A 14,910-nucleotide genomic window follows, 5' to 3' on the forward strand; every position below is an offset into this window, starting at 1 on the left:
GGGCTCGCCGCTGACCTCGGCGTCCGGATCTTCTGCCTGGATGGCCTTGCGCATGGTCGCGACGCAGCCCTGACAGCTCATGCCGGGAATCTGACGCTCAAGCCTATGTGCTGTTGTCGTCTGTACGTTGTGCTGAATCATGCCTCCTCCTTGGCGGAGGTGGCGTCCGCCTGGTCAGTGGATGGGGCGGGCAGGCTTTCGATCAGCCGGCAAAGGCTGTGGCCGTCCGGGATGCCATCGGGCATGTCGGCCCAGGCGTTCAGTGCCTCTTCCATTCGTGCGGCCAGCGCCTCGAGCTCTTGGATGCGCTCGCGAATCTCCGGCAAACGCTGGGCCAGCAGGTCGCGCACCAGCGGGCAGGGCGAGTCGCCGTGGTCGGCGTGGGCTAGGATGTCGCGGACTTCCTTGATGCTGAACCCCAGGGTACGTGCGCGCTGGATAAAGGCCAGCCGCTCGAGATCCTGGCCATCGAAGCAGTGGTAACCGTTGCTGGGGTCCCGGGTCGGGGCCAGCAAGCCCTCGCGGGTGTAGTGCCGTACCGTTTCGGCGGTCACGCCGGCGGCCTTGGCCAGTTCGCTGACTTTCATGTACCTCTCCTGGTACTGACTCCCAGTACTGACAAGTGTTTTATGTCAGCAGTGTAAAACCTTTGGGTTACACAAAGGTCAAGCGAGGCGTGGGGCTCTTTTCGGGTAATGAGGCAGGTTTTATAAGTCTATGAAAGTTAGAAGAGAATGGCTCTCTTGCTTCTAAAGTATTAGTAAATACCGGATTAAAACGATCGTTTGTCCTTGATCCCGGCTGAACTTTACGCCACAAGTAAGGTATCCGCCCGCCCGACGCGGGAGAGGAACACCAGCCACGCCAGCCTTTCCTGAAAAGGACGACAAACGATGCATCACAAGACCAACAAACTCGCCATCGCCATTGCCATCGCCTCTGTCACCTTGGTTGCCAGTCAGGCCCAAGCCGGGGGCTTCCAATTGAATGAGCAGAGCGTTAGTGGCCAGGGGTATGGCCATGCCGGTCGTAGCTCAAACGTCAACGATGCCACCATCGTTTATGGCAACCCTGCGGGGATGTCGTTTCTGAAGCGTGCCCAGTTCTCGGCCGGTGCCACTTACTTGATGGTCAATAACGACATCAGCAATGTAACCGCAAATCGCAATATTGATTCCGGCGTTGCTGCGGGAGGGGCACCGAATGGTACACAGGTGACAGTAGGAGAAATTCCCGGTGGTAACGAGGGGGATATGGTGGGCAATAAAGCGATCCCGTTTGCTTTTTATGCCCAACCGGTCAATGAAAAGTTAGCCTTTGGCTTCGGGGTCTACGCACCTTTTGGCTCTAAGACGGACTACGAAGATGACTTTCAGGGCCGCTACTTCGGTAATTACACTGAGGTGAAGGTTATTAGCGCGCAGCCGACGGTCTCCTATCGCTTCAACGACAAGTGGTCGGTCGGCGCCGGGGTCACTTACAACCGAGTGGAGGGTGAGCTACGCCGCCAGATCCCTACTGGCGCGAGCTATGATCCCGCAAGCGATGTCGATGCACGTGTCGATGGTGACGATGAGGCTTGGGGTTATAATCTCGGTGTTATCTATCAACCGGTCCCCGAGACCACGCTGGGTCTGACGTACCGCTCCGAGGTCGAGTATGAGCTCGAGGGAGACTTCAAGGCCATCGACGCGTCGGGCAATGTGGTTAGGTCTGACAATGCCTATCTCGACCTGACCACCCCCGAGACCGTCAACTTCTCCGTGACCCAGCAGATGAGCGAAAGGCTCAAGCTGATGTTTGGTGCTTCCTGGTCTCGGTGGAGCAAGTTTCAGGAGATTCGTGTCACCGGTGACAACATCGATGAAATCACCAATGAAACGCAGAACTACAGTAACTCCTGGGCCTTCGCGGTGGGGAGCGAGTATCAGTTGAATCCGCAATGGGTGCTGCGAGCTGGTCTGACGCTTGATGAGACGCCAAGCAACGACGAGCACCGTAGCGTGCGCATTCCCTCCGATGACCGCCGCATTTTCTCGCTCGGGGCCGGCTGGACGCCGATGGATGACCTGACCATCGACTTTGCGTACTCCTACCTCACCGAGCACACGACGCGTGTCGAGCAGAGTCGCTCTGACCACCTGGCAAGCTCGGCGACTGGCAATGTTCCAGTGGGCGGGACTGACTACTACGCTGACTACAAGAACGAGGCTCATGGCATCGGTGCACAGCTGACCTATCGCTTCTAGGCGATAAATCTGCCTCGCATGGTATAGCGACCCCGGCCATTGGCCGGGGTCGCTGCGTTTGGGCCCTCCGCGTTGGGATGGCCGGGTGCGGCGGGGTTCGCTACAATGGAGCGCTTTTTCGCCCGGCACGCGTTGACGTCCCGGGGTCTTTACTTGTTAGAGAACTCAGGCAGCGTATCCATGCTAGAGACCAACCCGATTCATACCCAGATCAAGGACCTGTCCGAACGGACAGACGTCCTGAGGGGGTATCTTTGACTATGCCGAGAAGAAAGATCGGCTAGAGGAAGTGACCCGCGAGCTCGAGGACCCCAACGTCTGGAGCGATCCGGACTATGCCCAGAAGCTCGGCAAGGAGCGGGCCTCGCTGGAAGCCGTCGTCCAAACCATCGAAACGCTTGAGCAGGGTCTGGCCGATAACGGCGACCTGCTGGAGCTTGCCGAGATGGAAGAAGACCAGGATACCGTCGATGAGGTCAGCCGTGAGTTGGCTGGCTTGCAGGAGAGCCTGGCGAAGCTTGAATTCCGGCGGATGTTTTCCGGCGAGATGGACGAGAACAACGCCTATCTCGATATCCAGGCCGGCTCCGGCGGCACCGAGGCCCAAGACTGGGGTAACATACTGCTGCGCATGTACCTGCGCTGGGCCGAACATCATGGCTTCAAGGCCGATATCATCGAGGTCTCGGCGGGTGACGTAGCGGGCATCAAGTCGGCGACGATTCACGTACAGGGCGACCACGCCTTCGGCTGGCTGCGCACCGAAACCGGCGTGCATCGCCTGGTTCGCAAGAGTCCGTTCGACTCCGGCGGCCGTCGGCATACCTCTTTTGCCTCGGTGTTCGTGTCCCCGGAGATCGATGACAGCTTCGAGGTCGATATCAATCCCTCGGACCTGCGCACCGACACCTATCGCTCCAGTGGCGCCGGCGGCCAGCACGTCAACACCACCGACTCGGCGGTGCGTATCACCCACGAGCCGACAGGTATCGTGGTGGCCTGTCAGAACCAGCGCAGCCAGCACGCCAACCGTGACCAGGCCATGAAGATGCTCAAGGCCCGGCTCTACGAGCGTGAGATGCAGGAGCGCAATGCCGCCAAGCAGCAGGCCGAAGAAGCCAAGGCCGATATCGGCTGGGGCAGTCAGATCCGCTCCTACGTGCTCGACGATCAGCGGATCAAAGACCTGCGCACCGGCGTGCAGTCCAGTAACTGTGAAAAGGTCCTCGACGGGGATCTGGATCAGTTCATCGAAGCCAGTCTCAAGCAGGGGCTGTGATGGCGGCGGGCAGTGCCATGCTGCCCGCCCGTCACCCCCGCCGCCCATCACATTTCAGGTAGCGTAATGGCCCATCAAGATCCCACTTCGCCCGATGAGAATCACCTGATCGCCGAGCGCCGCGCCAAGCTGGCCGAGCGCCGCGAGCATGCGCAGCGCACCGGCGCGAGCGCCTTCCCTAACGACTTCCGCCGCGACAGCCTAGCCGCTGAGCTCGACGCCGAGCTTGGCGACAAGGACAAGGCCGAGCTCGAGACGCTGGACCGTCAGGCGGCCGTGGCCGGGCGCATCATGCGCAAGCGCGGCCCCTTTATCGTCATCCAAGACTCCTCCGGTCAGATCCAGCTCTATGTCGACAAGAAGGGCCTGCCCGCCGAGGTGCTCGAGGACATCAAGGGCTGGGACATCGGCGATATCGTCGCCGGGTGTGGCCCGGTGCATAAGTCCGGCAAGGGCGATCTGTACGTGATGATGCGCGAGGCCAAGCTCTTGACCAAGAGCCTGCGCCCGCTGCCCGACAAGTTCCACGGCCTCACTGACCAGGAAGCCCGCTACCGTCAGCGCTACGTCGACCTGATCATGAATCAGGACTCGCGGCGTACCTTCGAGGTGCGGGCCGGCGTCATCGCCTCGATCCGTCGTTTCTTCGAGACTCGCGGCTTCATGGAAGTCGAGACGCCGATGCTGCAGGCGATCCCCGGCGGCGCCACCGCGCGTCCCTTCACGACCCACCATAATGCGCTGGATATCGACATGTTCTTGCGCGTGGCGCCGGAGCTGTATCTGAAGCGTCTGGTGGTCGGCGGCTTCGAGCGGGTCTTCGAGATCAACCGCAACTTCCGTAACGAGGGGCTGTCCACCCGGCATAACCCCGAGTTCACCATGCTCGAGTTCTACTGGGCCTATGCGGACTATCGCGATCTGCTCGATCTGACCGAGGAGATGATTCGCAACGCCGCGAACGAAGTGCTCGGCACCACCACGCTCGAGTATCAGGGCACCACCTTCGAGCTTTCCAAGCCCTTCAAGCGCCTGACCATGCGCCAAGCCATCCTCGAGCACGGCGAGGGCATCCAGGATGCCGACCTCGACAGTCTCGAGGCCGCCAGCGCGCTGGCCAAGCGTCTGGGTATCCAGGTCAAGGAAGGCTGGGGTCTTGGCAAGCTGCACACCGAGATCTTCGAGGAAGTCGCCGAGGAGAAGCTTGAGCAGCCGACCTTCATCACCGCCTATCCGGCCGAGGTCAGCCCGCTGGCGCGTCGCAACGACGAAGATCCCTTCGTCACCGACCGCTTCGAGTTCTTTATCGGCGGGCGCGAGATCGCCAACGGTTTCTCGGAGCTCAATGACGCCGAGGACCAGGCCGAGCGCTTCAAGGCCCAAGTCGCCGAGAAGGACGCCGGCGACCTGGAAGCCATGTACTATGACGCCGACTATGTGCGTGCGCTCGAGTACGGCCTGCCGCCGACCGCCGGCGAAGGCATCGGCATCGATCGCCTGGTGATGCTGTTTACCGACAGCGCCTCGATTCGTGACGTACTGCTGTTCCCGGCGATGCGCCCCGAGGTGGAATGATCGACCGGGGAGGAGCCGCCCGGGGATAACACCATCGCGAACACGCGGTGACCCCTTCCAGGGGCGCTCCTTTTTCATCCCTGAAAAAAGAGGCTCGCTCCGGTGCCGTCTCGGTCGTCGGGAGGCGTCGGGAGAGGCGGTCGCTTGGGCTCGGCGGCTCGGATTCGCCGAGCGCGCCGGGAAGTGTTGGTAACGCGAGGTCACAGCACCCATAATGGGCAGCGTTTCGCCGTCGTGGCAGGCAAGTCGAGGAGAGTCCAATGAAACTGCTAAACCGCTCCGCTTTGAGCGTCAAGCCGACCCAGCTGTTCGTGGACTGGATCAACTCGCTGGAACCGACGGTAGGCGATGACGACCTGACGCTCGAGGACGTCGATCGCGAGAACACCGTCTACCTGATTCCTGAAATGGACTCGCCGGAGGCCCTCGAAGGTTTCGTGCGCGAGCGTTATCTGGAAATCCTCGAGTCCGAGCTGCAGGCCTGGGAGGAAGATCGGCGACAGTGGCCCGAGACCCTCGACTGGGCGCTGTTCCAGCGCTTCGTGTGCGTCGAGCATAGCTACCTGGCGGTCGACCTGGATGACGAGGCACCGCTGGAAGTCGCCGAGATCGATGACGACTTGCTGCTCGAGCACGAGCAAGACTAGCCACCAGAACTAGCAGCAGCACTTGCGAGCAGGGCGTATGAGCTGGGTTTGCTAGCACGGTCTTTAGCATAGTCTTTCGCATGGACCCGACGGCACTAGCCGGCATCAAAGGCGCGCTTGGCGCCTCGTCCCTCGTCTCGATGAAGACCGGCCGCGGCCGGTTTTTTCGTTCTAGCCCCGCATGGCGGTGCGCCACCCACCTTGTTGGCATGGCAGATGGCCCATGAGTCGATTGTTCGAGACCCGACCCGAGGATGATGGTTTACCCGGCCCGCAGCGCCGCCTGGCGATGCTGGTCTTGGTGTTGGGCACCCTGATGGCGGTGCTAGACGGCGGCATCGTCAACATTGCGTTGCCGACCCTGGCCCGTGAGCTCGACATCAGCGAATCCCGCGCGGTGTGGATCACCAATATCTACCAGTTGGTGAGTGCCTCGACGCTGCTGGCGTTTGCTGCACTTAGCCGATTGATTGGCCGTCACCGTCTCTATATCGGCGGGCTAGGCGTGTTCACGCTGGCGTCATTGGCTTGTGCGCTGTCGAATAGCATTGAATGGCTGCTGGCCTCGCGGATGGTTCAAGGGCTCGGCGCGGCGGCCATGCTGAGTATCGGCCCGTCGATGTATCGGGTGATCTTTCCCTCGCGCCTGCTGGGATCGGCCATCGGTCTCGGGGCGCTGGTGGTGGCGTTCGGCATTGCCTTCGGGCCGTCGCTTGGTGGGGGCATCCTCTACTTGGCGAGCTGGCCGTGGCTCTTCGCCATCAACGTGCCGATCGGTATCACGGCGCTGGTGTTGGCGCTGCAGGCACTCCCACGCGAGGCGCGCGAAGCGGGGCGTTTCGACTGGCCCGGTGCGCTGTTGTCCATGGTCATGGTCAGCGGTTTCGTGTTTGCCCTCGACCGGGCCGGCCACGGCAATGCCAGTACCGCCATGCTCTTGCCGCTTGCGGTTAGCCTGGGCTGCCTGGCGCTGTTTGTCTGGCGGCAGCGCCGGGCGATCAGCCCGCTGGTGCCGCTTGTGATCTTTCGCGAGCCGCGCTTCAGCGTGGCGGCGATCATCTCGATGCTGGCGTTCATCGCCCAGGGGGCCTCCTTCGTCGGCCTGCCCTTTCTGTTTCAGAGTGGAATGGGCCTTAGCCCGATCGCTGCGGCGCTTTTGTTTACGCCCTGGCCGATGGCGTTGATGCTGACCGGCCCATTCGCCGGGCGCCTGGCGGATCGCTTCAACCCGACGCTGATTTCATCGCTGGGGCTTTCGATCTTCCTACTCGGCATGCTGTCGCTGGCGATGCTTGGTGAGGCGGCGAGCGCCACGGACATCGTCTGGCGCGTGGCTCTGTGCGGGATCGGTTACGGCATCTTCCAGGCGCCCAACAACCGCGAAATGATCGGCAGCGTGGCGCTCGAGCACAGCGCCAATGCCTCTGGCGTGCTGGCCTCGGTACGCACCTTCGGCCAGGCGCTGGGGACCGCGATGGTGGGGATGATGCTGGCGCTGTCGGCCGGCTCGCTGTCTCTGGCGCTCTGGGTATGCTGCGCCTGCGTCGTGGTGGCGCTGATGCTCAGCCTGTGGCGCGTACCGTTGGCGAGAGGCGACCGTGCGGCCTGAGCGAGCCTTATCCAGCGCGCGGCGAAGACGTTACAATACAAGGCTTGCGACCCGGGAGGAAACACCATGAGCGTTCAGGCGCGCATCGAAGACACGCTTAAGACCCTCGAGCCGGTCCACATGACGGTCGAGAACGAGAGCCACATGCACAATGTGCCAGCCAACTCCGAGACTCACTTCAAGGTCACCCTGGTATCCGAGCGCTTCGCCGGTCTGATGCCGGTCAAGCGTCATCAGATGATCTATGCACTGTTGGCCGACGAGCTGGCAGGTCCGGTGCATGCGCTGGCGCTGCATCTCTATACCGACGAAGAGTGGCAGAGCCGTGGCGAAGCACGCCCCGAGTCACCCAATTGCCGGGGTGGCGGTCGCTCGTGAACGAACCGCAGCGCCTGCAGTATCTCGAGGCGATGGGCCTGACCGCCTGGGTCGGGCGCTATCGCCTGCCCAATGCTGCCCCAACCGAGGCCTGTGACTGGGAGGAGCCTGCGGCGACTACTGCCAAGGCGCCGGCCGCGCGTCTACAGGCGCTGATCGATGATGTCGCCGCCCCTGTGCGGCCCGCACCGACGGCCGGCGCGAGTGCGCGGGCGGATCAGCCGTCTGCCGAGCCACCACCCGGCCAAGATGAGGTCAAGGGCGTCAGCCGGGCGAGGGCGCTGCTGACCGGGGAGGCATCTGCCAAGGCCTCGCCCCAGGATCATCTGGGCACGGGCAGTGAAGAGCCCCCTAACGCCCGGTCTTCTCAAGAGGCACTGCCACAGCAGGGCCTTTCCGGTCAGGGCCACTCTCATCAGGCCAGCGCCGATGCGCCTGCTGCCTCAGCGGACCAAGCAACCCGCTCGGCACCCGCCGAGGCGCTGCGTTTCTCGCTGCAGCTGGCCGCCCTCGAGGGACGCTGGCTGTTGCTGCTCCCCGCCGAGACCCCGCCCAACGAGATGCACAAGCGTCTGCTGGCCAACCTGCTGCGTGCCGCCGGGATTCGTCCGTCCGAGATGCCGGCCTTCCAGCATTTCCGCTGGCCGATGATGGACGAGCTGCCGGTCTCGGCTCCCCTCGATGAGGCCCGCGATGGCCTGCGAGCCTTCCTTGACGGTCGCCGTCGCCAAGGCTGGCGGCCCGAGCGGCTGCTGGTGTTCGGTGAGGACGCGACTCTTTCCCGGGTGCTGGCCCTCGAGGGAGATGACTGCACTCTGCTCGAGCTGCCCGCCTGGCAGCTGCCGTCGCTCGAGGCGCTGGCTACCGACGCCGAGGCCAAGCGCGCCCTGTGGCCACTACTGCGCCAGTGGGCAGAGGCCTGGCATAGGCCTTCATTGCAGCAGGAAGGCGGTCGGGGCGATAGGCGCGATCAAAAGCCCGGTAGTGATGGTGGCGACGGTGTGGATCGACAGGGTGGCGAGCAGTGAGCCCCGACTCCCGGATCATGGTACTGACGCCCGACTGGCATGAGGCTGTGATGTCCGTGGAGCGCGCCGGCCAGCCGCACCCCTGGACGGCGCGTCAGCTCGCCGAGGCGCTGGCCGCCGAGGATCATGAGGTCGTGGGGGTGGTGCCGCGGGATAGGGGCGGTGACAAGGGCAACGGCGATGCTCTTCTGGGCTTCGCCGTGCTGGCCCGCTTGCCCTTCGAAGCCGAACTTCAAGCGATTACCGTGGCTCCCGCGGCGCGCCGCCAGGGCGTGGCTCGAGCGCTGCTCGAACGGCTGATTGCCACGGCGACAGCCTGGGGCAGTGAACGGCTGCTGCTCGAGGTCCGGGCCAGCAATGCACCGGCGCTGGGGCTCTATCGGCAGCTTGGCTTCATCGAGGAGGGGCGGCGTCGCGGTTATTACCCCGCCGCAGCGTCGTCATCACCCCGCGAGGATGCGCTGCTGATGGGCCGCGCCTTAGGCTAGAACAGCTGCACGTCAACTGGCCCTGTGCGCCTGCTGGTGAAGCACCTGGGCTAGAGCCGACGATCCATGCCCCTGCCATGCATGCCACATGGATATCACATGCAAACCAAGGCGCCACCCGAAAGGGTGGCGCCTTGTGCTTTCTTGAGCGTCTTTACGCCAATCGATCAGGAGGCGTTGGTGTCGCTGCCGTCGCCAGTGTCGAGGGCTTGGAACTTGGTCAGCAGGCCGTTCAGGCGCTGCTCCCACTCGTCGTGTTCCTGCTTGAGTCGGGTGTTCTCCTCGCGCAGCTCCTCGGCTTCCATCTTCAGCATTTCGATCGCTTCGACGGCATTGTTGACCTGCTGCTCGAGCTGATTGAAGAGTTCGATGCTCATCCTGTATCTCCTGGTGACAGTCTACCTTCACTGGCAGACGGGTAATGGTCAGGGCGCAGCGTACGACGGGTGGCGCGGCGCGGCAAGCGTCGTCTAGAGCAGACGGTAGAGCCGCCCGCAGCTGTCGCCGGCACGCACCTCGCGATGCAGCATCCAGTCCGCCGGCACGCTGGGCGTCAGCTCCGCCTCGACTTCCAGATAGACCCAGGCGCCGGCGGCCACAAAGCCGCCGTCGACCAGCTGGCGACAGCTCGCTTCGGCCAGGCCCTGGCGGAAGGGCGGGTCCAGAAAGACCAGGTCGAAGGCGCCGTCAGCGCGGCCTAGCCTGTCGTCCAGGGTGTCGCCGAGAAAAGCCTTGGCGTCGGCGGTGATGACGCGGCCATTGGCCCCCAGGGTGGCGATGTTGGCCTCCAGCGCTCGCGCGACCGGGGCGTTCTGTTCGATAAATAGCGCTTCCCGGGCGCCGCGGGATAGCGCCTCGAGGCCCAGCGCGCCGGTGCCGGCGAAGAGGTCCAGCACCCGTGCCCCGCCAGTGGCGCTGGCCAGCCAGTTGAACAGGGTCTCGCGGACGCGGTCCGGCGTCGGGCGTAGGCCTGGGTGGTCGAGCACCGGTAGCTGGCGGCGGCGGAAGTCACCGCCGATGATTCTCAGGCGGCCGGCGCTCAGGCGGCCGGCGTCCCGGCGACCGGCATTCGAGCCGTTGCCCTGGGCCTTGCCCTGGCGGCGGGAGCGTGATGAGGAGGATCGACGTTGTTTCATGATCGGCTAATTGTACCCGGGGGCTTGTCCACAGTCATGGTCGGCGATGGTACGATGAGCTGATTCTCCGCACTCGAGACCAGATCACGCCCATGTTCGGATTTTTCAAGCGCAAGAAGAAGCAGGACCCGGCCCAGCAAGAGCCCTCGTCGGACCAGGACGTTACCCCCGGCGCGGAAGAAAGCGCCGAGGATGACGGTTCCCCGACGAAGGCCGATACCGCAGAGCGGCCCGCCGATGCCCAGCCGTCGCAGGACTACTCGTCTCAGGCCGAGGCTGCCGAGGTGCGGCGAGAGACGCCGGCCGAGCAGGATTCTGAGAGCGCTCCGCGCCAGGACGAGGCGCCTGAGCAGACCTCTGATCCGAGGGTCGAGCCGAACGTAGAACAGACCACTGAGCAGGCGGAGGACGTCAGCACTGAGTCCGAGACAGCAGAGCTTGATACCGAGGCGCTTAATAGAGGGGCGCTTGGTAGAGAGACGCTTGAGAAAGGAAAAGCCGATGTAGATAGCAGCGAGAGTGACGAGTGCGCGGCCGCAGCGCTAGCACCCGAGCCCGCAGCGGAGACCTCAGCGCCAGAAACGCCGTCTTCTGAGCCCGAGGCCGCCCCCGATCCTCGCGCCGACGATCTCGATGCCCAGCCTCAGCAGGCCGAAGAGCCACAGGCAGCCCATCCGCCAGAGACGGACGCATCCGAGAAGGGGTCGCCAGAAAAGGATTCGCCAGAGAAAGGCAAGAAGAAAGGCTGGTTCGCCCGTATCAAGGAAGGTCTGGGCAAGACCCGCGCCAACCTGAGTGAAGGCATCTCCGACCTGTTCCTCGGCAAGAAGCAGATCGACGATGAGCTGATGGAAGACCTCGAGACCCAGCTGCTGATGGCGGATGTGGGCATCGAGGCGACCACCGAGATCATCGACCGCCTGACCGCCCGGGTCTCACGCAAGGAGCTCAAGGAGCCGCAGGCGCTCTATGACGCCCTGCAAGAGGAGCTGGCCGCACTGCTCGAGCCGGTGGCCAAGGATCTGGTGCTGCCCGAAAAAGGGCAGGGGCCCTTCGTTATCCTGATGGTCGGCGTCAACGGCGTTGGCAAGACCACTACCATCGGCAAGCTGGCCAAGCGTTTCCAGGGGCAGGGGCGCAGCGTGATGCTGGCCGCCGGCGATACCTTCCGTGCCGCCGCCGTCGAGCAGCTCAAGGTGTGGGGGGATCGCAACAGCGTGCCGGTGATTGCCCAGCACACCGGTGCCGACAGTGCCTCGGTGATCTATGACGCGCTCTCCGCCGCCAAGGCCCGGGGCGTCGATGTGCTGATTGCCGATACCGCCGGGCGCCTGCACAACAAGGGCCACCTGATGGAGGAACTCAAGAAGGTGCAGCGCGTGATGGCCAAGCTCGACGCCGCCGCCCCCCACGAGGTGATGCTGGTGCTCGATGCCGGCACCGGTCAGAACGCCCTGTCACAGGCGGCCACCTTCAACGAGGCGGTGCCGGTCACAGGCATCACCCTGACCAAGCTCGATGGCACCGCCAAGGGCGGCATCATCTTCGCTCTGGCCAAGCAGCTCGGCACGCCGATCCGCTATATCGGCGTCGGCGAGACCGTCGACGACCTGCGGCCCTTTGCCGGCCGTGACTTCGTCGATGCGCTCTTCAATACGTCGCGCAGCGAATGAGACGCTAAGCGATGATCGCCTTCGAACATGTCGGCAAGCGCTATGGTGGGCGCTTCGAGGCCCTGGCCAATATCGACTTTCGGGTCCAGCGCGGCGAGATGGTCTTCTTGACCGGCCACTCCGGGGCCGGCAAGAGCTCGCTGCTGCGCCTGATCATGCGTCTGGAGCGCCCGTCCCGTGGCAAGGTGCGGGTGGCCGGCCATGATATCGCTGGCCTGCATGCCAGCCAGGTGCCCTTCTATCGACGCCAGATCGGCGTGGTCTTTCAGGATCACCAGCTGCTCTTTGATCGGGATGTCTTCGCCAATGTGGCCCTGCCGCTCGAGATTCAGGGCGCCGAGCCTCGCGAGATAGCGCGCCGCACGCGTGCGGCGCTGGACAAGGTGGGCCTGCTGCATCGGGAAAAAGCGCTGCCTATCGAGCTTTCCGGCGGCGAGCAGCAGCGGGTCGGTATCGCCCGGGCGGTGGTCAACAAGCCATCGCTGCTGCTGGCCGATGAGCCGACCGGCAACCTCGACCCCCAGCTCTCCGCCGACATCATGACGCTGTTCGAGGACTTCAACCGCATTGGCACCACGGTGCTGATCGCCAGCCACGACCTAGCGCTCATCGCCAGGCTGCGCCACCGGGTGCTGCGCCTGCGTGACGGGCGTCTGGTCGGCGACCAGGAGGCCACATGAGCGAGCGCGAGAACGCTAAAGCAGCGCGTTCGGCCTCGCCGCGCGGCGCACGCAGCCAGCGTACCGTGATGCGTAGCCGGTTCAGTGCCTGGGCGCGCCACCACCGGGCCATGTGCCTGGATAGCGCCGGCCGGCTGATTCGCACCCCCGTTGCCAGCCTGCTGACCATGCTGGCCATCGCCATTGCCTTGATACTGCCAACCGCCCTCTGGCTGTCCCTGGACGGCGCCAGGCTGTTGGATGCCGAGCTCGATGAAAGCGCCACCCTGACGGCCTACTTGGATAGCGACGTCGATGAAGGCGAAGCGATGCGGGTGGCCGAGGCGCTGGGCGCCTCTCCGGACGTCGAGGCGGTACGGTTGATTACCGCCGCCGAAGGCATGGCCGAGTTTCAGCAGGCGCTGGGTCTCGAGGATGCCCTCGATCGGCTTGAGACCAACCCGCTCCCGGCAAGCATCGTCGTCTCGCCAGAGGATGCATCGCCCGAGGCGATGCGCAGCCTGGCGACCCAGCTGGAGGCGGTCGGCGGTGTCGACGAGGTGCGCCTGGACCTGGCCTGGCTCGAGCGCCTCAAGCGCCTCGCCGAGCTTGGCCGGCGGGTGACGCTGGCGCTGGGTGTGCTGTTTGGCCTGGGCGTGCTGCTGGTCGTGGGTAACACCATTCGTTTGGCGGTTGAGAGCCGCCGTCAGGAAATCGAGGTCGTGACCCTGATCGGCGCTACACACGGTTTCGTGCGGCGCCCCTTCCTGTACAGCGGCGCCTGGTATGGCCTGGGGGGCGGGCTGCTGGCTTGGGTGCTGCTGGCGCTGGGCAGGCAGTGGCTGAGCGCGCCGGCAACGGCGCTGGCCGAGAGTTACGGCGCCAGTTTCACGATGCCAGGGCTGGATGGCGCCGGCTCGGCAACGCTGCTAGTTTCGAGTACACTATTGGGTTTGCTGGGTGCCTGGATGGCAGTATCGCGTCATCTGGCTGACATTCGGCCCCGGTAAGCTACACTGCGTGGCGATGCGGATATCGTATGGCGATAGACTGGCATTCACCGGAACTTTATGGTCTGGTGGGCGTCAGACATGTGAAACGTTAGTCATCTAATGATCAAGGCTTCACCCCCAGCCTTGACCATGGCGTCCGCTCCCGCGCGCAAGCGATTCATTTTTATGTTCTTGTGCGCACGATACTGAGGGCAAACTTGGAGACATCCTGCATGAGCACCAGTCTTCTGCCTGCTGGCCATCTTTCCCCGGGCCACGATCTGAATGGTTACATTCAGGCGGTGAACGGCATTGCCGTTTTGACCGCCGAAGAAGAGCGCGAATTGGCCTTCCGCCTTCACGATGAAAATGACCTCGAGGCGGCGCGTCGGCTCGTCATGTCGCACCTGCGCTTCGTGGTTCACATTGCCCGCAGCTATTCCGGCTACGGCCTGCCCCAGGCAGACCTGATCCAAGAGGGCAACGTGGGCCTGATGAAAGCGGTCAAGCGCTTCGATCCGCACCAGGGCGTGCGTCTGGTGTCCTTCGCGGTCCACTGGATCAAGGCCGAGATCCACGAGTTCGTGCTTCGTAACTGGCGCATCGTCAAGATCGCCACCACCAAGGCCCAGCGCAAACTGTTCTTCAACCTGCGCAGCGCCAAGAAGCGCCTGGCCTGGCTGAACAATGACGAAGTCGATGCCATCGCCAAGGATCTCGACGTCAAGCCGCATGTGGTGCGCGACATGGAAGGGCGGCTGTCGTCTTACGATGCCGGCTTCGATGCGTCGCCGAGCGATGACGATGAGTCCTCGTCCTATCAGGCGCCGGTTAACTTCCTCGATGACGGCCGCTATGACCCGGCGACTCAGCTCGAGGACAGCGACTGGGAGGAAGACTCCACCCGTCGCCTGCGCGAAGCGCTGGGCGAGCTCGACGAGCGCTCTCAGGACATCCTGACCCGTCGCTGGCTCAATGAGCCCAAGGCAACCTTGCACGATCTGGCCGACGTTTATGGCGTGTCCGCCGAGCGTATCCGTCAGCTCGAAAAGAACGCCATGAAGAAGATCAAGCAGCAGATCGGCGACGCCCTGGTGGCATAACCCTTCGGGTAGCCCTCAGGCGCCTAGTCGCTGTTGACTAGCGTTCTGTGCGCAACCCTCGCCGCCCTGAGTTAGCGGTAGGCGGGAGCCGACA

The 14,910-nt window shown here is 63.7% G+C and carries 15 protein-coding genes; 12 read left to right on the forward strand and 3 right to left on the reverse strand.

Translation table 11 applies throughout. From position 1 onward, the window contains the following. Positions 1–137: 137 nt before the first annotated feature. Positions 138–587 (reverse strand): MerR family transcriptional regulator, encoded by a 450-nt coding sequence (locus BLR71_RS02565; protein ID WP_092522852.1) that lies wholly within the window; start codon positions 585–587, stop codon positions 138–140. Positions 588–893: 306 nt separating this feature from the next. Between BLR71_RS02565 and BLR71_RS02570 the strand changes: the two genes are divergently transcribed. From BLR71_RS02570 to rimI, 8 genes are all read left to right on the forward strand, one after another. Further along, on the forward strand, positions 894–2,249 hold the full coding sequence (locus BLR71_RS02570; RefSeq protein ID WP_092522854.1) for an OmpP1/FadL family transporter: 1,356 nt from the start codon (positions 894–896) through the stop codon (positions 2,247–2,249). A gap of 180 nt (positions 2,250–2,429) precedes the next feature. Then, a protein-coding gene (prfB, locus tag BLR71_RS02575; RefSeq protein ID WP_139172528.1) for a peptide chain release factor 2 occupies positions 2,430–3,528 on the forward strand; the annotation gives its coding sequence in 2 pieces (ribosomal slippage) (positions 2,430–2,504 and positions 2,506–3,528; 1,098 coding nt in all). Between the two features lie 66 nt (positions 3,529–3,594). Continuing rightward, the gene (lysS, locus tag BLR71_RS02580; protein ID WP_092522856.1) at positions 3,595–5,103 is read left to right on the forward strand and encodes a lysine--tRNA ligase; all 1,509 of its coding nucleotides are present in this window, start codon (positions 3,595–3,597) and stop codon (positions 5,101–5,103) included. Positions 5,104–5,363: 260 nt separating this feature from the next. Next, positions 5,364–5,750, forward strand: a complete 387-nt coding sequence (locus tag BLR71_RS02585; protein ID WP_092522858.1) for a hypothetical protein — start codon at positions 5,364–5,366, stop codon at positions 5,748–5,750. A gap of 223 nt (positions 5,751–5,973) precedes the next feature. After that, on the forward strand, positions 5,974–7,359 hold the full coding sequence (locus BLR71_RS02590) for an MFS transporter (protein WP_092522860.1): 1,386 nt from the start codon (positions 5,974–5,976) through the stop codon (positions 7,357–7,359). A gap of 66 nt (positions 7,360–7,425) precedes the next feature. Then, positions 7,426–7,737 (forward strand): BolA family protein, encoded by a 312-nt coding sequence (locus BLR71_RS02595; protein ID WP_092522862.1) that lies wholly within the window; start codon positions 7,426–7,428, stop codon positions 7,735–7,737. Next, entirely contained in the window at positions 7,734–8,765 is a 1,032-nt protein-coding gene (locus BLR71_RS02600) for a hypothetical protein (protein ID WP_092522864.1), read from the forward strand. Before BLR71_RS02595 ends, BLR71_RS02600 begins: the two co-directional genes overlap by 4 nt. Further along, positions 8,762–9,253, forward strand: a complete 492-nt coding sequence (rimI, locus tag BLR71_RS02605; protein ID WP_245696321.1) for a ribosomal protein S18-alanine N-acetyltransferase — start codon at positions 8,762–8,764, stop codon at positions 9,251–9,253. The genes BLR71_RS02600 and rimI overlap by 4 nt, the downstream gene beginning before the upstream one ends. A 167-nt stretch (positions 9,254–9,420) precedes the next feature. Here the strand turns inward: rimI and BLR71_RS02610 are convergent, their stop codons facing one another. Together BLR71_RS02610 and rsmD are read right to left on the reverse strand one after the other, a co-directional pair. Next, a complete protein-coding gene (locus BLR71_RS02610; RefSeq protein WP_092522866.1) occupies positions 9,421–9,630 on the reverse strand; it encodes a cell division protein ZapB in 210 nt (69 codons plus the stop codon). A gap of 93 nt (positions 9,631–9,723) precedes the next feature. Further along, positions 9,724–10,389 carry a 16S rRNA (guanine(966)-N(2))-methyltransferase RsmD gene (gene rsmD, locus BLR71_RS02615; RefSeq protein WP_092522868.1) on the reverse strand — a complete coding sequence of 222 codons (666 nt, stop codon included), beginning with the start codon at positions 10,387–10,389 and terminating at the stop codon, positions 9,724–9,726. 92 nt (positions 10,390–10,481) lie between these two features. On the opposite strand from rsmD, the gene ftsY reads away from it, so the two are divergent. The 4 genes from ftsY (at position 10,482) to rpoH (ending at position 14,816) form a co-directional block, all read left to right on the forward strand. After that, a complete protein-coding gene (ftsY, locus tag BLR71_RS02620) occupies positions 10,482–12,062 on the forward strand; it encodes a signal recognition particle-docking protein FtsY (protein ID WP_092522870.1) in 1,581 nt (526 codons plus the stop codon). Positions 12,063–12,073: 11 nt separating this feature from the next. Then, positions 12,074–12,742, forward strand: a complete 669-nt coding sequence (ftsE, locus tag BLR71_RS02625) for a cell division ATP-binding protein FtsE (protein WP_092522872.1) — start codon at positions 12,074–12,076, stop codon at positions 12,740–12,742. Next, entirely contained in the window at positions 12,739–13,731 is a 993-nt protein-coding gene (gene ftsX / locus BLR71_RS02630; RefSeq protein ID WP_092522874.1) for a permease-like cell division protein FtsX, read from the forward strand. The genes ftsE and ftsX overlap by 4 nt, the downstream gene beginning before the upstream one ends. A gap of 215 nt (positions 13,732–13,946) precedes the next feature. Continuing rightward, positions 13,947–14,816, forward strand: coding sequence for an RNA polymerase sigma factor RpoH (gene rpoH, locus BLR71_RS02635; protein WP_092522876.1), 870 nt, complete (start codon positions 13,947–13,949; stop codon positions 14,814–14,816). Positions 14,817–14,910 lie beyond the last annotated feature (94 nt).

The organism is Onishia taeanensis (assembly GCF_900100755.1).
Lineage (GTDB): Bacteria > Pseudomonadota > Gammaproteobacteria > Pseudomonadales > Halomonadaceae > Onishia > Onishia taeanensis.